General features: G+C 42.2%; 27 protein-coding genes. 13 read left to right on the forward strand and 14 right to left on the reverse strand.

Going from position 1 to position 25,790, the window contains the following annotated elements:
• Positions 1-61 precede the first annotated feature (61 nt).
• Positions 62-1,555 (reverse strand): threonine synthase, encoded by a 1,494-nt coding sequence (gene thrC, locus D6853_RS08530; protein ID WP_120657587.1) that lies wholly within the window; start codon positions 1,553-1,555, stop codon positions 62-64.
• A gap of 64 nt (positions 1,556-1,619) precedes the next feature.
• Here thrC and D6853_RS08535 point away from each other — a divergent pair, with 64 nt between their 5' ends.
• From D6853_RS08535 to D6853_RS08580, 10 genes are all read left to right on the forward strand, one after another.
• Positions 1,620-2,417 carry a hypothetical protein gene (locus D6853_RS08535; protein ID WP_120657588.1) on the forward strand — a complete coding sequence of 266 codons (798 nt, stop codon included), beginning with the start codon at positions 1,620-1,622 and terminating at the stop codon, positions 2,415-2,417.
• A 153-nt stretch (positions 2,418-2,570) separates the two neighbouring features.
• Positions 2,571-3,176, forward strand: a complete 606-nt coding sequence (locus D6853_RS08540; RefSeq protein ID WP_120657589.1) for a hypothetical protein — start codon at positions 2,571-2,573, stop codon at positions 3,174-3,176.
• 64 nt (positions 3,177-3,240) lie between these two features.
• On the forward strand, positions 3,241-3,912 hold the full coding sequence (locus D6853_RS08545) for a hypothetical protein (RefSeq protein WP_120657590.1): 672 nt from the start codon (positions 3,241-3,243) through the stop codon (positions 3,910-3,912).
• Positions 3,913-3,953: 41 nt separating this feature from the next.
• Positions 3,954-4,526, forward strand: a complete 573-nt coding sequence (locus D6853_RS08550; RefSeq protein WP_120657591.1) for a hypothetical protein — start codon at positions 3,954-3,956, stop codon at positions 4,524-4,526.
• Between the two features lie 75 nt (positions 4,527-4,601).
• Positions 4,602-5,249 carry a hypothetical protein gene (locus D6853_RS08555; RefSeq protein WP_120657592.1) on the forward strand — a complete coding sequence of 216 codons (648 nt, stop codon included), beginning with the start codon at positions 4,602-4,604 and terminating at the stop codon, positions 5,247-5,249.
• 49 nt (positions 5,250-5,298) lie between these two features.
• On the forward strand, positions 5,299-5,922 hold the full coding sequence (locus tag D6853_RS08560; RefSeq protein WP_120657593.1) for a hypothetical protein: 624 nt from the start codon (positions 5,299-5,301) through the stop codon (positions 5,920-5,922).
• Positions 5,923-5,951: 29 nt separating this feature from the next.
• Entirely contained in the window at positions 5,952-6,623 is a 672-nt protein-coding gene (locus D6853_RS08565) for a hypothetical protein (protein ID WP_120657594.1), read from the forward strand.
• Positions 6,624-6,650: 27 nt separating this feature from the next.
• Positions 6,651-7,295 (forward strand): hypothetical protein, encoded by a 645-nt coding sequence (locus D6853_RS08570; protein ID WP_120657595.1) that lies wholly within the window; start codon positions 6,651-6,653, stop codon positions 7,293-7,295.
• A gap of 27 nt (positions 7,296-7,322) precedes the next feature.
• Positions 7,323-7,988, forward strand: a complete 666-nt coding sequence (locus tag D6853_RS08575) for a hypothetical protein (protein WP_120657596.1) — start codon at positions 7,323-7,325, stop codon at positions 7,986-7,988.
• 28 nt (positions 7,989-8,016) lie between these two features.
• Positions 8,017-8,679, forward strand: a complete 663-nt coding sequence (locus tag D6853_RS08580) for a hypothetical protein (protein ID WP_120657597.1) — start codon at positions 8,017-8,019, stop codon at positions 8,677-8,679.
• Positions 8,680-8,833: 154 nt separating this feature from the next.
• Here the strand turns inward: D6853_RS08580 and D6853_RS08585 are convergent, their stop codons facing one another.
• The 5 genes from D6853_RS08585 to glyA form a co-directional block, all read right to left on the reverse strand.
• On the reverse strand, positions 8,834-9,643 hold the full coding sequence (locus D6853_RS08585) for a hypothetical protein (RefSeq protein WP_120657598.1): 810 nt from the start codon (positions 9,641-9,643) through the stop codon (positions 8,834-8,836).
• Between the two features lie 151 nt (positions 9,644-9,794).
• Positions 9,795-10,466, reverse strand: a complete 672-nt coding sequence (locus tag D6853_RS08590) for a DUF4956 domain-containing protein (RefSeq protein WP_120657599.1) — start codon at positions 10,464-10,466, stop codon at positions 9,795-9,797.
• Positions 10,463-11,188: a polyphosphate polymerase domain-containing protein gene (locus tag D6853_RS08595; RefSeq protein ID WP_120657600.1), complete on the reverse strand. Its 726-nt coding sequence runs from the start codon at positions 11,186-11,188 to the stop codon at positions 10,463-10,465. Before D6853_RS08595 ends, D6853_RS08590 begins: the two co-directional genes overlap by 4 nt.
• Before the next feature lie 11 nt (positions 11,189-11,199).
• On the reverse strand, positions 11,200-12,489 hold the full coding sequence (locus tag D6853_RS08600) for a glycoside hydrolase family 3 N-terminal domain-containing protein (protein WP_120657601.1): 1,290 nt from the start codon (positions 12,487-12,489) through the stop codon (positions 11,200-11,202).
• 698 nt (positions 12,490-13,187) lie between these two features.
• Complete coding sequence (gene glyA, locus D6853_RS08605; protein WP_092250860.1) at positions 13,188-14,426, reverse strand: serine hydroxymethyltransferase; 1,239 nt, start codon at positions 14,424-14,426, stop codon at positions 13,188-13,190.
• A 132-nt stretch (positions 14,427-14,558) separates the two neighbouring features.
• On the opposite strand from glyA, the gene D6853_RS08610 reads away from it, so the two are divergent.
• A complete protein-coding gene (locus D6853_RS08610) occupies positions 14,559-15,533 on the forward strand; it encodes a diacylglycerol/lipid kinase family protein (protein WP_120657602.1) in 975 nt (324 codons plus the stop codon).
• A 71-nt stretch (positions 15,534-15,604) separates the two neighbouring features.
• On the opposite strand, the gene D6853_RS08615 is transcribed toward D6853_RS08610, so the two are convergent.
• From D6853_RS08615 to holA, 4 genes are all read right to left on the reverse strand, one after another.
• The gene (locus tag D6853_RS08615) at positions 15,605-16,282 is read right to left on the reverse strand and encodes a phosphatase PAP2 family protein (RefSeq protein WP_120657603.1); all 678 of its coding nucleotides are present in this window, start codon (positions 16,280-16,282) and stop codon (positions 15,605-15,607) included.
• 33 nt (positions 16,283-16,315) lie between these two features.
• Positions 16,316-17,341, reverse strand: a complete 1,026-nt coding sequence (locus D6853_RS08620) for a glycosyltransferase family 2 protein (RefSeq protein WP_120657604.1) — start codon at positions 17,339-17,341, stop codon at positions 16,316-16,318.
• A gap of 8 nt (positions 17,342-17,349) precedes the next feature.
• A complete protein-coding gene (locus D6853_RS08625; RefSeq protein WP_442861342.1) occupies positions 17,350-17,946 on the reverse strand; it encodes a DUF1653 domain-containing protein in 597 nt (198 codons plus the stop codon).
• Positions 17,947-18,059: 113 nt separating this feature from the next.
• Positions 18,060-19,073 carry a DNA polymerase III subunit delta gene (holA, locus tag D6853_RS08630; protein ID WP_120657606.1) on the reverse strand — a complete coding sequence of 338 codons (1,014 nt, stop codon included), beginning with the start codon at positions 19,071-19,073 and terminating at the stop codon, positions 18,060-18,062.
• Positions 19,074-19,183: 110 nt separating this feature from the next.
• Between holA and D6853_RS08635 the strand changes: the two genes are divergently transcribed.
• Both D6853_RS08635 and D6853_RS08640 read left to right on the forward strand, forming a co-directional pair.
• The gene (locus tag D6853_RS08635; protein ID WP_120657607.1) at positions 19,184-19,573 is read left to right on the forward strand and encodes a DUF2752 domain-containing protein; all 390 of its coding nucleotides are present in this window, start codon (positions 19,184-19,186) and stop codon (positions 19,571-19,573) included.
• Positions 19,574-19,583: 10 nt separating this feature from the next.
• Positions 19,584-20,192, forward strand: coding sequence for a DUF4234 domain-containing protein (locus D6853_RS08640; protein ID WP_120657608.1), 609 nt, complete (start codon positions 19,584-19,586; stop codon positions 20,190-20,192).
• Between the two features lie 106 nt (positions 20,193-20,298).
• On the opposite strand, the gene D6853_RS08645 is transcribed toward D6853_RS08640, so the two are convergent.
• Genes D6853_RS08645 through D6853_RS08660 form a run of 4 tightly spaced genes read right to left on the reverse strand, consistent with a single transcriptional unit; the run spans position 20,299 to position 25,759 of the window.
• Positions 20,299-22,566: a DNA internalization-related competence protein ComEC/Rec2 gene (locus D6853_RS08645; RefSeq protein WP_207667215.1), complete on the reverse strand. Its 2,268-nt coding sequence runs from the start codon at positions 22,564-22,566 to the stop codon at positions 20,299-20,301.
• Positions 22,567-22,607: 41 nt separating this feature from the next.
• Positions 22,608-23,543 carry a GerMN domain-containing protein gene (locus D6853_RS08650; RefSeq protein ID WP_120657610.1) on the reverse strand — a complete coding sequence of 312 codons (936 nt, stop codon included), beginning with the start codon at positions 23,541-23,543 and terminating at the stop codon, positions 22,608-22,610.
• 14 nt (positions 23,544-23,557) lie between these two features.
• Positions 23,558-25,069: a sensor histidine kinase gene (locus D6853_RS08655; RefSeq protein WP_120657611.1), complete on the reverse strand. Its 1,512-nt coding sequence runs from the start codon at positions 25,067-25,069 to the stop codon at positions 23,558-23,560.
• 6 nt (positions 25,070-25,075) lie between these two features.
• On the reverse strand, positions 25,076-25,759 hold the full coding sequence (locus D6853_RS08660) for a response regulator transcription factor (protein WP_120657612.1): 684 nt from the start codon (positions 25,757-25,759) through the stop codon (positions 25,076-25,078).
• Positions 25,760-25,790: the final 31 nt, after the last annotated feature.

Below are 25,790 nucleotides of genomic sequence, written 5' to 3' on the forward strand. Positions count from 1 at the left end.
ATTTTATTGTATGCGCGAGAGCCCTGCGCAATAAATATGCGGATTCTCGCGACTTTTCTTTTTACATGCCCAGGAAATTCTTAACTGCCTTCTCCATTTCCGTCTTATCGACAACTGTTTTGTGTCTGATCTCGGCTGTTCTGATAGATGAAACCGCATCGGGTATGGCAACGCCCGATACTGCGGAAAGCTCATCAGCAAGCGCGAAATCATCCTTGCTGTCATCGCCCTTTCCAAGTGCGTTCATAACGCTTCTTGTGAATTTGAAGGGGCTTGCTGTTGAAGCAATAACAGTTACAGTCTTATCTCCGGTCTCCTTTACATACTTGCTGTATACAGAGCTTGCAACAGCTGTATGTGTGTCCATAAGATATCCGGTCTTGTCGAACACCTTTCTGATCGTATCAAATGTCTCTTCCTCAGTAGCGAAGCCGCCAAAGAAATCAACAAGTTTGGATCTCATATCATCTGTTATTTCATACTTACCTGTCTCAGTGAGCTGCTTCATATACTCGGCGTCCTTGGAAGCACTGTCGCCTGAGATGTGATAGATAAGTCTCTCAAGGTTTGATGAAATAAGAATATCCATTGAAGGAGAAGCCGTGAGCACGAAATCACGGTTTCTGTCGTACTCTCCCGTCTGGAAGAAATCGAAAAGTACCTTGTTTGAGTTGGATGCACAGATAAGCTTACCGATCGGCACGCCCATGTTCTTTGCATAGTATGCGGCAAGGATGTTACCGAAGTTACCTGTGGGAACAACAACGTTGATCTTGTCATCATCAGCTATTCTGCCCTCTTTAAGGAGCTTAGCGTATGAATAAACATAATAAACGATCTGAGGTACAAGTCGACCGATATTGATCGAATTGGCCGATGAGAACTGGAATCCCTTCTCATCCATCTGCTTAGCAAGCTCAGGATCTGTAAAGAGCTTTTTAACTCCTGTCTGCGCATCGTCAAAGTTTCCTTCAATTCCTATAACGCAGGTATTGTCACCCTTCTGAGTAACCATCTGCTGCTCCTGGATGGGGCTTACGCCGTGCTTGGGATAAAAGACGATAATCCTTGTTCCGGGAACGTCAGCAAAACCTGCAAGTGCAGCCTTTCCTGTATCTCCGCTGGTAGCTGTAAGAATAACGATCTCGTTCTTGGCGTTGTTCTTCTTGGCTGCCGTTGTCATGAGATAAGGCAGGATTGAAAGTGCCATATCCTTAAAAGCAATGGTTGCTCCGTGATAAAGTTCAAGATAGTATGCGCCGTCTGCCTCCGATATGGGTGCTATCTCTTTGGTATCGAACTTGGAATCATATGCATGAGAAATGCAATATTTAAGCTCTTCCTCGGTATAGTCCGTAAGAAGAAGCTTCATTACTTCATAAGCTGTTCCCTGATAATCGAGCTCTGAAATCTCTCTAAGACTCTTTTCAAGATGCGGTATATGATCCGGAACATATAATCCTCCGTCCGGTGCAAGTCCTCTAAGAATTGCCTCAGAAGCCTTAATCTGGCCCTGTGCGCCCCTGGTGCTACTATACAAAACTTCCTTTGCCATTGCTTTTACTCCTCTTTTATTGATACAATATTCCCGTAAAGTATATCATAAAAGAGGTTCTTGTGTGAAAAAAAATAAATCTGTCGGGGTTTACGAAACAACACTTAAAGACGGAACCCCTTCCTACAGGTCTTCAATAACCTATAACGGCAAGCACATAGCCCTTGGCTCATTCTCCGACAAGAGGATCGCCGCCAAGGTCTACAAGGAGGCTTATCGCGTCCTTCATTCGGACAAGGCCACTATCTCCTCTTATAAAAAAGAGATGTCGCTTCCTTTCGAAAAATATGTCTCTCTCATCAACTACAGAGACAAGGGAATGTACATTTCCAATCCCATTTATTTGGAAAAAAAGTATTTTCTTTATTATCTTTCACCCGAAACAGCATATAAATTTGATATAGAGGATCTCTTTTACTACTCATCACATAAAATAATGAAAAGAGGCTCTCATCTTTTTGTCGCGGATTACGGCAGCCAGCTTTCCGTGCTTGCGCGCTACGGCATAAAGAGCTACTCGGTAAGGGGGCGCGATTTTTCTTTTGCCAATGATGACCCTTACGACCTTCGCTACGAGAATATCATTATCTTAAACAGATACCACGGTGTAAGACAGTTTGCGGAAAAAGGTTTTGTGAAGTACAAGACTGTCATTCATATAAGAAGCAACTACGTCGTTGGAAAGTACGCCTCCGAGGCCGAGGCCGCCATCGCGTACAACAAAGCCGCCGATATTCTTAAGAAGAATGGCATTAACAAAAATTTCATCCAGAATTACGTAGAAGAGGTTTCCGCCTCTCAGTATGCCGAGATATACCTCAAGGTCAAAATATCAGATAAAATCTATTCTCTTAAGGGCTGATCATGCCCTTTTTTCCCATTTTTTCATATTCGCTTTTTTAATTATTTTGTAATTATTCATTGACACACGCTTCAGAATGTGATATAAGTGTACTAGCATTACTAATACACTTACACTTGTAAAAGGAAAGATGCTCTTAAAAGGAGGAACTAAATGAAAAAGAGACTGACAGCGACAGTCATCGCGGCGTCTGCACTGATGCTTACACTTATGGGGTGCGCTCACAGCGCAGGGGAAGATCCCTTTGAAAGTGAAGCCGCAATGGAAGAATCCGAAACGGAATCAGCGTCAGAACCTGTAAGTTCATCCGATTCATCAGATGATTTTACAGATGATTCTTTTGTATATAAAGATCAGAACATATCGATCTTAAACGATGCCGCTATCACACTCGGTTCGCTGGGTGATTACGACAAGGACGGTTCCTTTGTCGGAGGCGAGTACAAAAACTACTCTTTTGATAAAGGAGCAATTGCTTTTGACACCACCATTATTGACGGAAAAGAGTCTCCGGTTTACTTATACCTCAAATCTCCTTCCATCAAAACCGCTAAAGGAGTCGGTGTCGGAGATTCCAAAGAGGATATCCTTTCCGTTTACGGTGACCCGAATGATACCATCGACGACGGTATAGTTTATAGCATTGAATACCAATTTGATACTTACAATATCTCTTTTGTATTTGATGATAAAAAAGAAAAAGTTGAAATGGTCATCTACAAAAACAACTACTACTATTCAAAGACCAAATTCAATTAACGCTATGCGCTTATCTTAGCGCTTATCAAAGGAAAGAACTAACGCTTATAAAAGGAGGGTGGACATGAACAAAAGAAAGACAGCAGCACTATTAATGGCATCAATAATGATGCTCACCATGATGGGATGCGGAACTGCCTCATCTGAGTCTTCACCCGAGACCGGCGCAGGCCCTACAACAGACATTGACGCCGGTGTATCGACAGGCCTTGCGGATATGCCTTCGGTTGGTATTTCAGCCGATCTTGCCGCAGATATCGAAGCTTCATCGGTTTCGGCCATCTCAACGGATGAGCCCGCCGCTTACGCTTCTCTCCCCGATGATTCTTTTCTGTATAAAGGAAATGTCATCTCGGTACTTAACGATGTGAAGACAACTATTGATGCTCTGGGCAAAAAGGATTCTGAGAAGACAAGTCTTTACACAAACGAAAACCTGTACAGCTTCGACTCACATGCTATCGAGTTTGAAACATACAAGGTTGACGGAGAAGAGCTTCCAAAATGCATATATGTTATTGCAAGCGGAATCTTAACTCCCAAGAATATCTGCGTGGGCTGCTCCAAAGACGAAGTTATAGCAGCTTACGGCGAACCTAACAAAGTTAACGACGACACATTCAGTGCAATTGAATACAACTTTGATGATACCAATATCGTATTCGATATCTACGAGGAAAAAGTAGACAGGATCACTATTGAAAACGTCGAGACATCATCCAAAGTTGTTCAATAACACGGTAATCGCTTTTGGCGCTTATAAAGAGGATGAATACTATGAGACTTAAAAGAATATTACCCGCATTACTTATGACAGGTACAGTGATGCTCACACTTATGGGATGCACGAGTCTTTCTTCGTTTACAACTCCCAAAAATAACAATACACCCGTTATTGAAACAGTAGATCACACTGCTAACCCATCCGACGATTGTCTTGTGATTTACGGTAAGACTGTTTCGGTACTAAACAACGTTGATTCAACACTTGCTACTCTCGGAGAGCCCGAGTCCACTTTTGCTTACAAATGTGACAAGAGATACAGCTACAAGCTCGCCGGCGTTGAATATGAGACCTATAAGATCAAGAAGACCGAATGCCCTTTATGCTTTTTTATAGATAAAGAGGGTGTTGAAACCTTCAAAGGCATAGGTATAGGCGATTCCAGAGAGGACGTTCTTAATACATACGGCATGCCCGGAGAGCAGGATCAGGACAAGCTGATCTCCTTCCCGAATTCAACGACTTATACACTTGATAAATGTACTCATACTTTCCAGTTCGATGACAACGATAAGGTCATACTTATCTGCGTAGAGAGTTCATTAACTCGCTCAATGATGCCCTGATCTTATTCATAAGTTGATTTCTTTATTTTAAAGGGAATAGCAGTTTTTGCTTTTACACTTATAAAAGGAGGAAATATGAAAACAAGAAAGACAGTTGCAATCTTAATGGCATCAGCAATGATGCTAACGCTTATGGGATGTGGTTCTTCTGAAGAAGTAACTACTGTCGGTGAGGATTTAGGCGAAACCGGGGCGGAAATCTCTGTAGATGTCAAGGCACCGGAAGCCGAAGCAGAAAGCATCGCTGACGCATCTACGGACACGACAAGTGCATCGACATCCGATGATTCTTTTAGCTATAAGGAAAAAGAAATCTCTATTCTGGATGATGTACAGACTGTGATCGATACTCTCGGCACTCCCGATGATACCTATGAAGGATCGGATGACGATAATCCGAATTTTGCAGAAAAAAGATATTACTATCACCTTGCCTGCATTGACGTTTCTACCTTTGTTATAGACGGAAAAGAGAATCTTCTTTCAATTTCCATCAAAACCCCTGAAATTTCCACCCCCAAGGGGATAAAGATTGAAAGCAGTAAGGACGATGTGATCGCGGCTTATGGTGAACCGACCAAGGAAAGCGAAAGTGGCAATTACAAATACATTGAGTACGAGTTTGACAATTACAAGATCATTTTTCCCCTTTCCGAAAAAGGCAATGTAAGCGGAATCACCTATCAGAACTCCGCAACTCATGATATGGTTCCATGGTCATAAGAAATAACGCTTATTACCATAAAATAAACGCTAATTAAAAGGAGAAACGATGAAAACTAAGACAACTATGGCAATTCTAACTGCATCGGCAATGATGCTCGCACTTATGGGCTGCGGTGATTCAGTGGGAAGCGCTTCGGCTTTCGAAGGCATCTCTGCAGAAGAAACCACTTCTCCCACCGAAACTGACACTACCGATGCAGCGGAAAGTCCGGCCAAAGCCACTCCATCTGATATCACAGATGCCGATGCTTCATTTGAATATAACGGACAAAGCGTCTCAATATTTGATGATGACAAGACTATACATGATGTTTTTGGCGAAGAAATACCTGATTATACGTATTCCGATGATAAGAATGTAACTCATTGTTCCTTTGGAACAAAAGAAGATTCTGTCGGCTACAGCGTTTGGGACAACAATGGTGAAAAATATCCTCTCACGCTCACGGTTTGCGACAAAAACGTAAAGACTTCCAAGGGGATCGGTATCGGAAATACCAAAGATGAAGTTATAGCCGCTTATGGCGATTCATATACCGTAGCTCCCAATATGGAAGACGGAATTATATATGACTTCGGATCATTTACAATGGATTTTTGTTTTTTTGACGGAGAATTATATTTAATTACCTTCTGGAATACAGAAAATAACAACAAGGCGCCTCAATAATTTATTTTTGCTTATAAAGGAGAGACAGGATGAAAACTAAGACAACTATGGCAATTATAACGGCATCGGCAATGATGCTCGCACTTATGGGCTGCGGAGAAGCAGCGCCTGAGGCATCTCCCGCTACAAGCGATATTTCTTTTGAAGAGGTCGCTCCAAGCACAGACACAGCCACCGAAGATACTTCAAGTGAAGCCGAAGCAGCTTCAAGTGAAACTTCGACTGAAGAATCTTCTGCTTCCGATGATGCTTCAATCGAAGTTAACGGCAAGAAGGTTTCAATCCTCGATGATTTTCAGACAGCCTTTGATGCTTTGGGACCTGCGGACGGTGACCCCACCTCCGATGCAAGTAAATCAATCTTCTACTCTTTTGCTTCAGGTGCGATCGAGTATACAACAGTAAAGATCGACGGTGAGGAGCTTCCGACAACTTTGGATATCCGTTCAGGTGATTTCAAAACATCAAAAGGTATCGGAATCGGCAGTACAGAGGATGAAGTCGTTGAAGCTTACGGTGAACCCACAGACGTAGATAACGGTGAAGGCGTCGTAGCCGACAACGGAACGCCATTAAAGCTACACGTTACCACCTACGATCTTGACGGCTATTCAATTAGTTTCAAGTATGACGATGACAAAAAGGTAGCGAAATATTGGTTTAACAATACTGCCAACAACGCCAAATATAATAATCAATAAATAGAACATTATGAGGAGAGAGAAAAAATGAAGAAACTATCAACTATCGCTATTTCAACTGCAATGGTGTTTGCACTTATGGGCTGCGGCGCGTCAGGAACAACAGGGGAAACAACAGGAGGCGATGAAACAGCTTCTACCTTGAACTATGATGATTCATCATCTTCTACCGACGCGGGCGAAGTAAAAACAGAGCTTTCCGATGACCAGTTCATGTGCAACGGAAAGGCAGTATCAATTTTAGACGATAAAGATACCATCATGGAAAAATTGGGTGATTGCGATCCGGAAAGAACAACAATCCGCGAAGATAGAGGAGATTATTGCTTCAAAGAAAGCGAAATACATCTGACAACGCTTACAAAAGACGGAACCGAATACCCTATAGAATTCTATATCTCTCAAAATGTAACAACCACTGCACGAGGAATCAAGATAGGTAGTTCCACAAAAGATATTGAGGCTGCTTACGGAGAACCCAATGTCGAGCCTGAAAGGCCACAACATGCAGACGGGACCCCTTTCTCGGATGAAGAAATAGCTGAAACTATTGGAAAATCCTATATATATGATCTGGGTGATATCCAATTAGCTTTCGGCACAGAAGATGATAAGGTAACAGCATTCACTTACCAAAACAAAGAAAACCACGATAAATTCGAATGGAATTAAAAGCGCAAAAAGGAAAGAGATACAGATATGAAAAAGATAACGACCGTTACAATTGCATCGGCTGTTATGCTTATGCTCATCGGCTGTGGGGAAACAACCGGTGAATCAGCAAGTCTTGAGCTGTCGACCACCGCTATCGGTGCTGAAGAAAGCACCGGTATCGATAACTCAAGCGATACTGAAAGTGGATCAGAAGAAGCCGGTGCCGACTCCTCTCTTGCCGGTGAAACTTATGAAGCTTCAGAAGATGCTGAGCAGGAAACTAATTCGGAACTCACCTCCGATCAGTTTAACTACAAAGGAAATACAATATCTATTCTGGACAGCAACGACAGGATTTTAAGCAATCTTGGTGCATTTAACACCGAGCTTACCGTTACTTCGGATATTCAATCGATGTATGTATACGGCGAAGCCGAGATTACCTACAACGCAATGAAAAAAGACGGCAAAGAATATCCGTACATTCTTGATATCGAAACTGACACTGTCAGTACCTCTCGCGGTATCAAGGTTGGTAGCTCAAAAGATGACGTCCTCAATGCCTACGAGGAAGCCGAAGAAGGCAAAGACGGAATGATTTCCTGCAGCTTTGACGGCTTTGACATCATGTTTATAACAGAAAACGATAAAGTCGTCGCAATCAACTACAAGAACCTAGCCACTGCCTCCGATTTCGATGATATGGATTGATTTATACAGATGTAATAAAGGAGAAATTATGAAGAAATTATCGACATTTGCGATCACCTCAGCTCTTGTTTTCATACTTATGGGCTGCGGTGTGACCGAAGAAGACGTAATATCATCAACTGAAGATTTTACTGTAGACGAAGAAACGGTCGAAGCCGTTCAGGAAGCTCTTTCAGACAGTTCGGAGCACAGTGGCGATACAGGTTCTGATATGGCAACAACAGGTGCTTCTGTGACAGTTTCCAAGATCACTTCAATGGAAAAAGACGATCCCACTATCAACTATAAGCAGAACCAGATCTCTGTGCTTGACACTAAGGATCAAATACTTGAGGCTATGGGAAAACCCGATCCTCAGAGTGATCCCGCTCTTGCCGATCACTACTACTCTTTTGACGACAATCAGATCGGCATGCAGACAGTTGATGTGGACAAAACAGAGACACCTCTTACCATAACTGTTTCCGAAAAAGGCGTATTCACATCAATGAATATCAGCGTAGGTACTCCAAAGGATGAAGTCGTTAAGACCTACGGTGATGATTATGAGACTTTTAAGAGTGAGTACGGAATCGGATACAAGTACGAATTCGAAAAATTCGTATTATATTTCACCTTCGATAATGATGAAGTCGTAGAGTTTTACTATACGAACAAAGAAGCTGAAAAAATCGCTTTAAAACAGAAATAAAACAGTACTCGGCACCCGGATCGATATATTCCGAAGATCCGGTTAGTACACCGGCATGGCAATTGCAATGCCTTCACATAAATAAGGGACTAAAGAGTTCACTGCTTCTTTAGTCCTCTTTATTTATATCTTATTATGTCCTAAATCGTACAGATCACATATTGTCTATGTTCTGCATAGCCTGAAGTCTGTCTTCCAAAGGAGCGGCGTTATCCGATGTATTGACATCTCCCGTCTCCACATCTCTTATAACATTCCCTGTTCTCTCCATTTCTCTCAGTCTCTCGGTTTCATCGGCCATATCGTTTGAAAAAGCTCTATCATCCATCTCACGGGCTTTTCTCTGCTCTTCTCTGGCTTCCATCTCGCGCTCATAGCTTATCTGAGATATATCGCCCTTTAGATACATTTCTTTAAGCATGGAATCCGAATAGCTTCCGACCGTCTGATTGGAGTTGGATGAGGAACCATCTATAGAGGCCTCTTTATATATCTCTCTGGCGCTGTCCTTAGCCTTTATAGCCTCCTGTTTGGTCTTTTCGAGGAATTCTCCCGGCTCATAAGGAATGGGCTTAAATTCGAATCTGGGCTCTTTTTCCTTAAGCTCTATTTCCGGAAGCTCTACTTCGGGAACTATCTCCTGCTCTCTCTTTGACGCATCATTCTTGGATACATCGTAGATGGCGTTGTTATCCTTTTTATCCCGCTCGTCTCTGTCCTGTATATCTTCTTTTTTTACCCTGACCGTATCGCCGTCACTGGATCTTGCTATTACAGGTCCGTACTCCTTAGTCCTGATATCCTCGCGCTTGGAAACATCTTCCTTGATGAGTTCCCTGGTTCTATCTTCATGAGGCTTTATAGGTTCCTTTACTTTAACCGGTTCTTTAGGACGCGACACAGGAGTATTTGCCCCGGTGTGTACCGGCTCGGCCATATGCGGCTTAAATTGTACTTCTGCCATAATACTGCCTCCTTTAAATCAATAATAAAAAAACATACCTCTGCAAGTTAATTCTAAATCAAATAAACGTATATTTATAGCTTTTTGGACTATAAATATACGTTTTTTAATACTTTATTGTTTAAAATTCAGATATTGTGGCAACTTTATTTCAGCCGTTATATTCTCCGTTGTACTGGATAAGCGTGATATCTTTTACCTCAGGAATATCTCTGATCTCTTTTTCAAAAGAAAACTCGTCATTCTTGATATATAACTCAACAGCAAGCTCTGTTGTTCCCGCACGAAGTGTCTTGGACTTGATATAGTTCTTAGTGCTTCCGAACGCCTTCATGACCTTATCTCCCGCTTCTGTTCCCTCGTAGTGGATAACGGCAACATATACCTGACCTGTTGAAGCCTTGGCATAGAAAATGATGATCATGATAATAAGAATAACTGCAGCCGCAAGTGTAAGCCAGTACATGCCCGCACCCACCGTAATACCGGTGGTTATCGCCCAGAACAGATACAAAAGATCAAGCGGATCCTTGATCGCTGTTCTGAATCTTACGATTGAAAGCGCACCGACCATACCGAGTGAAATAACGATATTGGTGCTGATCGCAAGTGTTACCATACATGTAAGTACTGTCATGCCGATAAGTGTAACCGCAAAACTCTTTGAGAAAACAACGCCCGCGTAGAATTTCTTGTAAACAAAGTAAATGATCATACCCATGATAAGTGCAATTATAAGGGAAAGAGCTATCTTTCCGAGATCATAGGTTGAATAAATATCCGAATTTAAAATTGATTTCCTTATTACGTCTTTAACGCTCATATAAGACTCCTCTCATCCACATAGTAGTTATTATCAAATAAGTATTTGGTTTTATCACAGCAAAGAACATATTTTGAGGCTGCCACAAATTCGCTTCTTGAAGGAGGAGCCAGTTCTTTTACTATCTTAGGTAAAAACTCCGTGTATTTTATCTCCATGATAAGCTTGTCGGAAGGAAGCGCCGACAATGTCGGAAGCGTATCGTCAAATATATCAAAGCCTCCTATCGCCGCTCTTACTTTTTTGTCAAAAGTAATCCTGACAGTGCCCGCGTCCATGATAAACGGAGTTCTGTCATAGTCCACTATAACTCTCGGCCTCATCATGTTGCTGATACATTCAAAGTAAAACTCTCTGCACAGGTTATTGTCCGAATGCAAAAGAAATTCATAATCGCCGTCTAAAATCTTGTATACCTCATCGCGGGTGAGAGATGCAGATTCCTTGTAAATATAGCTTCCCTGCTTAAGCTTTCTTTCAAGCTTAATGCTTGTGTCGGAGAAATTGTAGATCCTGATCCTGTATTTCTTTCTGAAATACACGCCTACTTCCTTCTCTTCATAAGCCGAATTCCACAGATCGTCAAAGTAAAGGCTTCGGATAAGATATCCGTCACCCTTAGCATTGGGATCAAGATGAAAATATGGTCTCATCTGGCATTTTAAAGACTCGTACTCACCGTAGTTTATGAGATATTTCCATTCATTTCTGAATTGTCTCATATATCCCTCTTTTAGCTATTTCCTAATATTTCCGTTACCTTGCCGGCATATTTAACTCTGTAAATACGCAAAAGCGATTCATCAAGCCTTGCTTCGTCAATGCTTCCGCTGTTAACGGCTTCAAGAAGTCCGTTATAAGCTTCCTCAAAGTTCTCGGGAAGATAGATCATATCCGCTCCCGCCTTGATCGCATTGACAGCAGCTTCCGCAGATGTGTAATACTCCGTTATCGAAGCCTCGTTAAGCGGTCCCGTGATAATAATCCCATCAAAGCCAAGACCGTTTCTAAGCTCTCCGTCTATCATCGCAGAAGACAGAGATGCCGGTGTATTATCACCCGCAGCTTTCTCAAATGATGCGTTGGACATCATTATCGCCGCAGGGTCAGCGTTCTCAATTATCTGTTTGAATATCTCATATTCGCCCGACGCAAGCTCGTCTTTGCTCTTATCTACAGCCGTAAGGCCTGCCGTCGTATCAGTCTTTAACGGAAATGCATTGACACAAACATTCACTCCGCTTTCCTTCATTGTTGATGCAAAAGATGCAGTAATATCCTTGACGCTGCCTGCATCGCTTCCGTACAATCCGTTCTCGCTAAGATCTATACCTGGCGCGATATCCATATTGAATCCATACTTAAAAAGGTTATCTCCAAGTGCCTTGGATGTAGCAGCTGCGGTATCTGAATCAGTAACATCTGTTATTCCATCTATGCTGATCGTTGATGTAACTCCGCCTTTTTTACCCTCGTCAGAAACTAATGTAAAGATAGGATACTTACTCATTGATGCCGTTGTACTCAGCATCTTCGTGATCTGTTCCTCATCCTTGATGTTCTTGGCATAATAAGTAATGCCGCCAACAGCATACTTGGAAAGCGCATCCTGCGTTCCGCTTCCTGCCTGGACCGCCGTAGCTACTCCGGTAAGCTGCTCGGGAGTTACGATGAACAAACCCGCAACCTTATCTTCTATCGAAAGCTCGGCCATACAGCTCTTTGCAAGTTCGTCCAATACATCATCTTCCGTCATCTCGTCAGGCTCGATCTCCACAGACTCCGGAGTCTCTATAACAACTTCTTCCGAGCTTCCCTCGTCGGCCGCAGCCTCCTGAGATTCCTGACTTCCGCTTGTAATACCCAATAAGTCTTTTATCTTATATACAGAAAAAACCGCCACACCGGCAATAAGTAAAATAAAAAGTGCCAGAATAACAAAAGCCGTTATCTGACTCTTTTTCCTCTTCTGCCTGCGTGCCAGTCTCTTTTCATCAAAATCCTGCTCATCAAATTTACTCATAACTTCCCCGTATGCCACAATATTTTTCAACCTATTTTACCATAAAAAAAGGCATAACAAAAGGGCAGAAGCTTCATCTATGATACCTACTTCTGCCCTTATACCGAGTACTTATCTTCTATAAATATTTCTTCGTCCAATGGACCGTCCTCCTAAACTCTCAGCACGTCTTTCCATTAACATTTGCACTCGTATGCTGTGGTTGCAAGATATTGATATTGTCAGAACCACGTCTCATGTACAGGAAGTGCTGTTTTTCTACATCTTAGATAAAACGATTATTTTAGTTAAATACTAAAAATTTCCGGTGGTCTGTACCATCCTTTCCTTGAATATTTAAACTAACCTATCCCTTTGGAGTGTACCTGCCTTTCTTTCTCCCCATTTACCGATCCGGGAGAAGTATTTTTATATTTTTTAATCCCTTTATCTGATTTCATTATATTGGCGGGCTTCTAATTTGTCAATACATTTTATCCAAAATCTTTATTTATTTTGAATAATTAGTTTATAATTGTAAAATAATCTGTGTATTTTCAAAATTGTATGTTCATTATAATCAATTCTGCATATTCTCTTTTTCAAATGTTAAGTTCAGTGATCGTGGGAAAAAATAAAGCCAAAATTGTCACACATTTAAGATGCGAACAATTTTGGCTTAAAATTATTTACTGAAATCTTGGCCTACTAATAGAAAATTAGTCAAGGGGATATTTGTCTGTGAGCTTCTTGATGATAGCGCGTGCCTCATCGTTCTTCTCACCCTTGTTCTTGATAACCACTGCGATTGCCTCAGCGATCTGATCCATATCCTCTTCGTTCATGCCTCTTGTAGTTACGGCAGGTGTTCCGAGACGGATTCCGCTTGTAACGAAAGGAGACTGCTGCTCGTTGGGGATAGTGTTCTTGTTGGCTGTGATATGTGCATCGTCGAGCCATGCCTCAACCTCTTTACCTGTAAGACCGAAGTTTGTAAGGTCTACGAGCATAAGGTGATTGTCTGTTCCGCCTGATACGATCTGCACTCCTCTCTTCATGAGACCTTCGCAGAGAGCCTTGGCGTTGGAAACAACCTTCTTACCATACTCTGTGAACTCAGGTGTGAGAGCTTCCTTGAAGCAAACAGCCTTAGCAGCGATAACGTGCTCAAGAGGTCCGCCCTGGATTCCGGGGAATACAGCCTTGTTGATCTTGAACTTGTCCTGAGCTGACTGGTTCCAAAGGATAAGTCCTCCTCTGGGTCCTCTGAGTGTCTTGTGAGTTGTTGTTGTAACAACGTCAGCATAAGGGAACGGGCTCGGATGAACGCCTGCGGCAACAAGTCCGGCGATATGAGCCATATCTACCATGAGGATAGCTCCGCATGCATCTGCAGCCTCTCTGAATTTCTTGAAATCAATTGTTCTGCAATATGCAGAAGCACCTGCGATGATGAGCTTGGGCTTGTTCTCTACAGCGAGCTTGTACATCTCTTCGTAATCAAGAACACCGTTCTCATCTACGCCGTAAGGGATAACCTTGAAATAAGTTCCCGATATATTGGCCGGACTTCCGTGTGTGAGGTGTCCGCCCTGGCTAAGATTCATACCCATGATGGTGTCACCGGGCTGTAAAAGTGCAAACTGTACAGCGAGGTTGGCCTGTGCACCTGAGTGAGGCTGTACATTGGCATAATCACAGTGGAAGAGTTCTTTCGCTCTCTCAATTGCAAGCTTCTCAACTTCGTCAACTACGTGGCATCCGCCGTAATATCTTTTACCCGGAAGTCCCTCTGCATATTTGTTGGTAAGAGGGCTGCCCATAGCTGCCATAACGGCCTTGCTGGTCCAGTTCTCTGAAGCAATAAGCTCAATGTGGTTGTTCTGACGTTCAACCTCCGCTTCGATAAGGGAAGCAATTTCGGGATCGATTTTCTTAACTTCTTCCAATGAATACATCTTAGCTCCTCCAAAAATAATGATATTTCGTCAATTTAATGTATTAAAGCAAACATCTTGCATATCGTACCACACAACGACAAAAAATGCTATAATATTTTCGATTAATCAAAATTTTTACAGAGGAATTGTATGTACTACTGCATAGTTAATCCATCAGCACGTTCCGGTAAGGGAAAAGAAATATGGGAAAGGCTTGAGAACAAGCTCATTTCAGCCTCAATTGATTACAAGGCGGCTTATACAAAGGGCCCCGGAGACGCAACGGCTCTCATGGAGAAGCTCACCGTAAATGCTCCGGATGACATGGAATATCCCGTAAGGGTCATTGTCCTGGGCGGAGACGGTACCTTGAATGAGGCGATCAACGGAATCCACGATTATTTTGATAAGGTAATCCTCGGATTTATTCCCATAGGTTCAAGTAATGATTTTGTCAGAGACCTCTCATATCCCAAGGATTTCGACGAACTCCTTGAACGGATAGCTGCCGGTAAGGTCGTAAGGACTCTCGATATAGGTAAGCTTACCTATAACTCCAAGACGGTTCCTATGTCCAGACTTCACAGCGAGGAAATAAGCGATGTCCGCTATTTTGATGTCAGCTCCGGGATCGGATTTGACGCGGCGGTATGTGAAGAGGCTCTTTCATCAGGAACCAAGAATTTCCTTAACAAGATCGGACTGGGCAAGCTTACATACGGCGCAATTGCCATAAAACAGCTGATCAAAGCGGATAAAATACCATGTGATATAGAATTCGATAACGGCAAAAAGCTGCATCTGTCGCACTTTATGCTGATCACCGCAATGATACATCACCACGAAGGCGGCGGCTTTAGATTTGCTCCGAAAGCAGATCTTACGGACGGTCTCTTCGATCTGTGTATAGTCGGCGATCTTCCAAGAGCTAAGATGTTCCTTGCGCTTCCTTTTTCGATATTCGGTTTCCATTATATCTTTAAGGGAGTTTACAAATACAGAACAGCCAAATTTACGGTTAGAACGATGATACCCATGTGGGTTCACACAGACGGTGAGGTTTCGGTGAAGTCAGATAACATCACGCTGGAATGCTTACAGCAAAAACTACAGCTTATGAACTGATACGATCATCATTTATAATATCGGATACAAAAAAGCGGTCCGCAGAATTAACTGCAGACCGTCTTTTAATTTCAGTCATATCTAAATGCGAGCTTCTCTTCTCTTTTCTTGCAAAAGCTCTCAACAACAGTTGAATGATAGAATACAAGATAAAAGATAATAGCCATGGAGAACGCTGTGAGCACGTCATAAACTGAGTGCTGCTTGATAAACATAGTTGAAAGTATGATCGATACTCCGAGAATATCGCTGAATATCTTTCCAACTTTCTTGATCCTCTTACTGTTACGCACCGCGATCATTGTTCCCAGCGAATTATAAACATGGATACTGGGCCATAGATTGGTAGGCGTATCCGTCTTGTACAATGTCTCGATCATGTGAGTAAATACATTATCCCTTGGCATAACTGCGGGACGAAGCTGGTGCATGTTCGGAAATACCGTTGAAATAAGGAGGAATAATGTCATCCCCGTAACAAGGAACATAACGTCCTTGTAGTAATCTTCAACCTCCATTGTAAACATGAAGTACAACACCGTTCCCGAAACATAAAAGAACCATAAAACATACGGTATAATAAATACCTCACAAAACGGTATCTTATCATCAAGCGTCGTATGAATAAGCGCGTAATGTGAAAATCTGTGTTTCTCCAATAATGAAAACCAAATTCCATATATGGGCAGATACATAAGTATCGGCGCGGCCAATCTTAAAATCTCTCTTACCTTTATTTTTCCTTTCATAGTAGTTCCCCTAATTCTGTAAAAAGCGCCCCGTCAATTGAAGTGGAAAATCTTCTGCAAAAGCTTGTAGCCCGCGAGCGTGATCTTTCTTCCTCCCTTTCCGGGTAAATAAATATATGTTCCTTCAATACTATATCTAATCTTAAGATAAAGCAAGAAACTTTTGTTCTTAATATAATCAAGAAGCTCTTTTCTCTTGGCAAGATTCTCGGGAGTATCCTCAGTTATCAAAAGAACCGATGAAACCGCCGTGATTATCTCAAGATAGTTAAACATATACTTGTGTCTTTCGTGCTGAGAACGGATCATTCCGATATTCTCAACATAATAGTCGATCATAAGCTTGTTGACTCTGAGCTGCTGATCGATACGTGAGAGCATGATCTTCTGGTTTACAGACTGATCTTCGCGCCCAATGTAATAATAGTAGAAATTCACATCCAGATAATACATGTTCTTAACGAACGGAAGCGGGTTATAAACATAAATATTATCTACATAGAATGTGTGCTCCGGAAGCTTAAGTCCGCACTCGCGAAGGAGTTTGGTCCTAAAGATAACGGAATGCATAAGAAGATATTTCCCCTTGGGAGTTCTCTTAATGTCTTTCCATGTAAAGAGCTCCTCAATAGGGAACATGTTGGCATAACGCATTACCTTATGCTTCTTCTCTCCGACCTTGTTATAAACAAAGTTGCTGATGAGAAGATCAAGCTGTTTGTCACCGCCCGCAAGCTCTGCAAGTGTAGAAAGAATCTTGCGGTATGCGATCTCTTTTACCCAGTCGTCGGAATCGACAACCTTAAAGAAAAGACCTGTTGCATTCTCAATACCCGCATTAACGGCACTTCCGTGTCCGCCGTTGGGCTTATGAACAGCCTTAACGATAGTGGGATATTTGCTTGCATAGTCATCTGCTATCTGAGCAGTTCTGTCCTTGGAGCCGTCATCGACGATAATGATCTCAACGTCTTCTCCTCCGACCAAAAGTGATTCTATACATTTCTCCATATAACTTTCGGAATTGTAGCAAGGAATCGCAATTGAAAGTAATTTCATAATTTTATTTAGCTCCTTAATCTGGTACTTTCGTATTTTTCCATTGTTGTAAGGCAGGTACGAAGATCGTTGAATCTGTCGTTTACATCGCCTTCATTTACGACTACGCCAAGCGACATAGCCATGATATCAATCATATCGTTTGTTATTATAGGGCGAAGCTTGGACAAAATGTCATTCTTCTCGACCGCGAGATCCGCGTCAAGGAACTTGATAACAAGGGGATCCAAGTTAAGGTCCTGCGCCTCTTCGTCAACGCTCTTTTCCATGACCGCAGACGGCTTATAAGGCTCGTTTCTGAAATTCTGTCTGATCTGCGCCTTCTCCGAAACGGGTTCGGAAGGCGTTATACTTACCTTCGGAGCAGTAATTTCCGGCTTCGGTGTTACCACCTCAGGTTGTACGCTTGCCGCGGGCTCTTCAAAGACTTCCACTTTCTGGAAGCGGTATCTCTGCGCCACGTCCGGATATTTATTTCTGTCGACTTCCGACATAAACATATCTAGAGGTCTTACATAGAATCTGTAGTCCCCGTAAAGTGCCTGATAGACAACCATTTCTTCACGTGTCTCCGAGTGAGTCGCGATCGCGATCACCTGGTACATATTTCCCTTAAAATGTCTGTAAATTTCCTGTGGTTTTGGTCTGTTCAAAACTCTCCTCCTTTTTCAAGAAAAGTTAACTTATAGTATAAGCCCTGGGAAGATGTTTTTCAAACTCAATTTCCCGTACAGCCGATAATTACGATCTCAACGCTAATAACATAATCAAGCTTACCCGTTTTGACGGCTTCGTCATTGGAAGCGCACAGTTCAAGCGCGTCCTTTAGTTCCTGATATGAATAGTTCTTGGCCCAGTTTACGTACTTCCCTACAAGAAAAGGCATAAGTCCCACCGCGCTCGCAATCGTTCCCTTGTCCTTCCTGTTGTCATCCATTTCTTTTATCTGAAGCATAAGATTGAACTGCCTTGTGATCAGCGCAAGTATCTTGGCCGGAGGCTCTTTAAGTGCAAGAAGATCGTAGTAAAGATCTATCGCCTTTTTTCTGTTCTTCTCAACAATGGCGTCGGTCATCGCAAATATCCTGCTGGTGATCCAGTTCGCACAAACCGCCTCGATGTCGGCACTTGTAACTTCATCTCTGTCGATGCAGTAGCAGACAAGCTTCTCTATCTCGGTACTGATATTGGACATGTCGGTTCCGACCCTGTCTATCAAAAAAGCTACCGCTCCGCTCGATATGTTTTTTCCCTCGGATCTAAACTTGGATGCGATCCATCTTTTCAGTGTATCCTCATCCTGCTCGTCGCAGTTTATATCAAGTCCGAGCTTGGCTGCGGCCTTATAGATGTCTTTTCTTCTGTCTACTTCTTTTTCAACAAAGATGAAATATGCGGCCTCCGCAGGCTCTTTCAGATAATCGGCAAGCTCCGGACATCCGCTTTTAAAAAAGCCGCTGTTCTCAACGAGAATGACTCTTTTGTCCGATAAAAAAGGCATCGTCTCAGCCATATCAATGATGGCCGCAGGATCACAGGCATCGCCCTCATATCTGGTGAAATTCATCGAAGCACTGTCCCCGCCCAGTGCCTTTACGAGCTTATCCCTGTTCTGCAGACGAAGATACGCCTCTTCTCCGTAAACAAGATAGCACTGCTTGAGGTTTCCCGATGTTATGTCCTCATTGAGTTGTTTTTGTTTTACCTTAAAATCCGATGATTTCGCTGCCATTTCATTTCACACTCCAGACTTTATGTTACCATAGAAACAATAAAAACTCACCATAAACAGTGCTTTTTGGGTTTAATTAAAGCCTTTGTTATGTTATACTTTAGCATGTTATGAAGAAGAAGGATTTTTGGATAGCCGTTATAGCAGTGGTTGCTCTATATGTTTTTTTTCATTTTGTCGGAATCGGCTGCCCCATAAGATTTATAACGGGGGTATCTTGCATGGGATGCGGAACGACAAGAGCTGTTCATTCTGCGCTCAGGCTTGATATGAAATCCGCTTTTGATTATCATCCGCTTTTTTGGGTTCCACTTCCCGCTCTTGTTCTTTTGCTTAATAAAAAGAGAATTCCCAAAAAGATCTTCAATTTTATAATTTGCAACATTATCGCTCTCTACGTTGTTGTATATGTATACAGACTTCTGGACCCGAGCGATACAATAGTTAGCTTTGAGCCCCACAACGGGTTCATATATAAAATTTTTAATTTAATTTTTTAGGAGGATGCTTATGTTTTGCAAAAATTGTGGTCACGAATTGCCTGAGGGAACAACTGTATGTCCCAACTGTGGAAAGGAAGTAGAGGCTGATACAATCCAGCAGCTTGGGGATGCTGCCAACAAAGCTTTTAATTCCGCAGAGCAGGATTTTACAAGTGCTATCAACGATGTAACGAATACTTTTAACGGTAACAATAACGCTTTTACAGGAAATGCGCCGCTTAATACTGACAGAAATCTTTTTATTGTAGTTCTTCTTACAATTATTACATGTGGTATTTATGCTTATTATTTTACTTATACCGTTGCAAGAGACATGAATATTACCTGCGCAGGCGACGGTGAGGAGACTCCGGGTCTTGTTGCATATATTCTTCTTAGCATGGTTACTTGCGGAATCTACTCATACTATTGGTACTACAAAGTAGGAAACAGACTTAGTAAAAATGCTCCCAGATACGGAATGACTTTTGAAGAGAGCGGAACAACAGTACTTCTTTGGATGGTTGTCGGAACACTTCTTTGCGGTGTAGGTGTATTTATCGCTCTTTACATCGTGATCAAGAATTTAAATGCCATCTGCGAAGGCTACAACAGAGCAAACGGCTATTCATTCTGATCTGTGTGATCACTTAATTCGATATATTATGAATAAAGCAAACAGGCATGGCGTTTTGGAACGCTATGCCTGTTTTTGTATAAAACAATATGAAATTCCTTTTTTGCTACGGAGAAATCATGCTTTTTACCCTGACATCGCCTTTGGCTGATACTGTAAAACTTACAGCGCCCATTTCATCGGTGCGGTAAATTCTTGTATTTTGGCTTTCAAGCCTGTCAAGGAGCTCCTCATGCGGATGTCCGTAGGTATTGTTCACGCCGCAGCTTATAACGGCAAGCTTTGGATGTGTCAGTTCAAGAAATTCTTCGTCTGTTGTATACTGCGATCCGTGATGCGCAACTTTAAGCAGTGTTATATCGCCATATTTTGCCGTATTTTGGCTTATTGTCTGTTTGAGTTGTTCCTCTCCCTCTTTTTCCACATCCCCTGTAAAAAGAGCTGTAAACGCGCCATATCGCATATGCAAAACCGTAGAATATGCATTAGCGCCTTCAGTATACATTTTTTCCGTAGGATTAAGACAGGTCATCTCCAGCGTTTTGGTCTGTATGCCGTCTTTTACCTTAAGACTAAAGCTTTCTCCTTTGCTAAGGTATGTAACGGGAATCTTCAGTTCTTTTGCCCGCGCTTCAAGCTTATGATAGTTATCTCCTCTCGAAATGTCGGATACATCAGGTAAAACAAGCGCTTTCACCCGTATCCCGCCTTTCTCCATGCCATCCATAAGCTCTGATATTCCGGAAATATGGTCTTCGTCCTCATGGCTTACGATAACGGCGTCAAGCGAACCGATCCCTTCATAGCACAGATACGGTATTATCGAATACTTGCCGACTTTATTGTTACTGCTGCTTCCCCCGTCGATAAGGACATTGCTGCAGCCCGTCGATACAACTATTCCATCGCCCTGACCGACGTCAATAGCTGTTATCTTAAGACCGTGCGGGACGCTTATTATTAAGACAAATAATGCAGCCGGAAGCATGGCAATGTGTGCAATCCTCATGATTTCAGTGCGTCTGAACTTTTTAGCTTTGCTCACGATGATCCACGATCCGAGCAGGATATAATAAACCACTACTCTATACCACGCCTTATGCCCGAGATACAGAGTGTTTCCGGGTATGACATTCTGCATTCCGCATAGAATTTTATAAAGCGCAAGGATGTAATGAACCGCAATTGCAGGAATATTCAGGAAATGGATTGCCAGCGCCGTCCCCAAAAATCCCCCCACTATCAGGCACAATACGCCGCATACCAACAGCACACCCATCAGCGGGATCACAATGACATTCGTTAAAAGCGAATAGATCGGATACGTATAATAGAATTCAAGATGAATCGGAAGCGTTACAAGCATAACGGATATTCCGGCCATAAAGCCCTGTGTCACAAGGTTTTTGCAGATTCTTTTGTTTGAACTTACCGCAAAAAGAATCGCCTCTTGAACCATAGGCTTAACAACGGTTATTCCTATGATCGCGCCAAACGAAAACAGAAAGCCGCTGTTACAAAGATATAGCGGCTGATCGACGATCAGAAGTATCTCGGCGAGCGAAAGTGCGGATAAAATATCATATGTTCTTCCTACAAGCGGCGCCATAAGCCTAAGCGCGAACATACAGATAGCACGAAACGACGATGAAGATATTCCGCACATCTCACCGTAGAGATACATGAACAAAAGCGAAACAACAGTACATGCAACGGGATGAAGCCTTACTTTCTTAAGAAGCTTATAGATTCCCATTCCCATTATCGAGATATGAAGTCCGCTGACCGCCAGGATATGGACAATTCCGCTGTTCTTGTACAGTTCTTTTATCTCATCGTCCATAAACGCCCTGTCTCCCAACAGCATAGCCTTCATGACCGCGCTGTCTTTTTCATCAAGACTTTTATCGAGTATATCTTCAAGTCTGTATCTAAGTTTGCAGAGATTATCTCTTAAAATATCCTTCTTTCCGTTACCGGCGACAACTTCAGTATTTTTAATTCTATATGCAATTTTTAATGTTGAATAATACTGACGACTGTCAAATTCACCGGGATTGCGCGGAGGCTTAAAAGTATATACTTTTCCCTTAATAAGCACTTCTTCGCCGATATGAGGGATCACTTCGTTGCCGGGATCCAGGTAGCACTCAATATACTTAGCTTTGCAGCGCATTTTTTCTTTGGGCACAAGATAGATAACATTTACGATATCGCCCGAATATAGGATTTTTAATTCTTTTTTGGAAACCACTCCGATGCACTCCGCAAAAGAGCCGTCGAGCTCTTCTGCGGGAACATAGATTTTTTTATCAAAAGAAATTACAAGATAAATAAAGACAATCGCCGTGATCATCAAAGCTACAACAACCAACGGCCTTTTCATATTATATAAACAAAAAACTCCTTAAAACATTACTGGACAAGATCCATATTTCTTTCGTATTCACCCGAGATAAGAAATTCTCTGAAGGTAAACTCTTTTTGACCGTCCACCTGAATCTCAACCTTGTCCACACTCGGAAATTCCGTAACCGTATTTACTATCGAATATAGCGCAAGCTGAGGATCCACATCAAAAGGCTCGGACAAAAAATCTTTTGAAAAATCAATATGACAAACTCCGTCCTTTATACTTAAGTTGATTACTTTGGTATCGGGTGAGATCGTCGGAAAAACCTCATTGCTCCTCGGTCCTTTAACAATCTGCTCAACAGCCATTTTTTCAACGGAAGCACTGCTGTTATATACAACGGTTCTGTATACGGGAACAAGCTTGTCGTTGGACTCGTTTACAAAGTAAAGCTTTATTTGAAGCTGTTCATAAGAACCGATCTCGTTTCCGATGTTATAGATAAAATCATCGGCTCTCATGTTACCGACAGGATTTCCAAGGTGATCGGTGATCGGCTCGCCTTCAACGGAAATAGAGACACACTCTATCTTCTTAAGCTGAGTAAGCGTCCTGACTATTGCCGCTCTGTGGAGCACTTCCTCGATTCTTCCCAGATCCTTATATCCTGCATAAAAATCAAGGTTGACCACATCTTCATCGATCGTAAAGCTTTTAAGTCTGACAGAATCGGAAATAGCCGGCTGAGACTTGGATGTAACGATGTCCTTGGACAATTCATCAAGCAGCTCTCTGACAGCCTCTTCGGTCTCGATGGTATTGGCTTTTACATCGCTGTCCCAGCAATCAAGCTTGCTCTCATTGGCTGCGATATAGTATACCTTCACATTATTGACAGAAGACTTCTCATGATAGCAAGATACCGATGATAAAGCCATGACAACAACACCGCAGATAACAGCTATTCTGTTGTATAAACCTCTTTTAGCAAATATCATATCTCACAATCCAATCATTTCTCAGTGGCAACTATCAAAGGAATCTTAACTGTAAATGTAGTTCCGACTCCAAGTTTACTCTCAACATCTATCGTTCCTCTGTGCATAAGAACGGCACTCTTTGAAATGGCAAGACCAAGTCCCGTACCTCCGATCTCTCTGGATCTCGACTTATCCACACGATAAAATCTTTCAAATACATGTTCAAGCGCATCCTCAGGTATTCCGACACCCGAATCCATTACCTTAACGGTGAAGTACTGGTGATCGGCATCAAGAATAACCTTCACGCTTCCGCCGTCCTTATTATACTTAACGGCATTCTCCACGAGGTTCGTGATAACCTGAGATATCTTAACTTCATCAACCTCCGCGGTAACGGTACGCTTGCAGACAAATACAAGCTCTATATCTCTTTGCATCGAAATCGGCTTGATTCTCTTAAGTACACCTTCGATAAGAGCCTCAATATCAACCTTTGTGATCTCAAGCTCCGGAGATTTCTTATCCATCTTTACAAGAGTAAGGAGATCTCCGATGATCTTATTTTCTCTGTCAACCTCTTTACCGATATCTTCCATGAAATCTCTGTAAAGCTCAACAGGTGCATCCTCTCCCATAGACAAAAGAGAATCCGCGAGAACCTTCATCGATGTGATAGGCGTTCGAAGCTCATGTGACACATTCGAAACAAACTCCTGTCTCGAGTCATCCAAAACTTTCATTCGTCTTAAGAGGGCATTAAAAGCAATTGCGATATGCTTCGCCTCTGTAAGCTTCGGAATATCGATGGAATCCTCTGTATATCCCGCTTTTACCTCATTGATATCAGCTGTGATTTTATCAAAAGGCTTCATTAGATTCTGAGAAAGCGCATATGCTATACACAGGATAATGAAAATTATGAGTCCTTCGTAAACAGCAATCTTTTTGCTCATCTTGCCGAGCAAACGATGAACGGGATCCATTGATACGCTAAGCATTATCGCTCCGCGAACAACTTCGTTCCTTTCGGCATCAATAACATCGTTTCCATCTGCATTCTCGGTTCCCACTATCGGAACAACAACTTCCAAATATCCGTTTTCTTTGTCATATTCGGAATAAGCTCCTCTTGAACCGGCCTTCAGACAGTTTATGGTCTCTTCGGACACAATATGCTTATTAAGGCTGATGGAATAGGTATCCATAACAACCTTGAGATCGTCATTGATTATGATTATTCGGCCGTTATTAAAGTTGGACAAATAATCGATCTCAGCGTTAATAACGGGATCATCCGTATCCTGCATATAATTGTATTTAATAAGGCGATTTGCTAAGAGATTGAGCTGCCTTTGCATCTCAGTTGCTCTTATATCGACGGAACGTTCTTCATACTCATTAAAGATCAGGACATGCATGGTGAAACAACATGCAAGTCCTGTCAAAAAAATCGCTATAAAGAATTGTCCCTTTAGACTTCTGAATATTTCTGTGAATTTGGATAGCTTTGAAGAGCTATCTGATGTAGTGTTATGCTTCATATCAAATTAGTTCATCTGGAAATAATAACCACTGCCCCACTTAGTCTTTACATACTGAGGATCACTTGCGTTCTCTTCGATCTTCTCACGAAGTCTTCTGATATGAACGTCAACTGTTCTTGCGTCTCCGACAAACTTCTCGCCCCAGATTGCATCAAGAAGCATATCTCTTGAATAGATTCTTCCGGGATGAGATGCAAGGAACTCAAGAACTTCGTACTCACGTCCTGTGATATTGATTTCCTTATCTTTGATATAAACACGTCTGTATTCCTGGTTGATCTTGAGATTACCGAATACCATGCTATCCTCATCGGGATTGTTCTTGGCAAAACGTCTCATGATCGCCTTGATTCTTGCCTTAAGCTCAAGTACGTTGAAAGGCTTTGTAAGATAATCATCAGCACCGTAATCAAGACCGAGGATCTTATCCATATCTTCGCCCTTAGCTGTAAGGATTATGATCGGCACATCAGAAAACTCTCTGATCTTCTGACAAACCTCGAATCCTGACATTGCAGGAAGCATAACGTCAAGAATGACAACGTCATAACTTCTCTTAGATGCCATTGCTACAGCATCTTCGCCGTTATACGCGCATTCAACCATAATGTCGTCCTGCTCGAGACTGTACTTGATTCCTTTCACGATACTTCTTTCATCATCAACTACCAGCGCTACTTTTCCCATTGCTCCACCGTTCCCTATAAATTATTTTTTG

This window comes from Butyrivibrio sp. X503 (assembly GCF_003625475.1).
Taxonomy (GTDB): Bacteria; Bacillota; Clostridia; order Lachnospirales; family Lachnospiraceae; genus Butyrivibrio.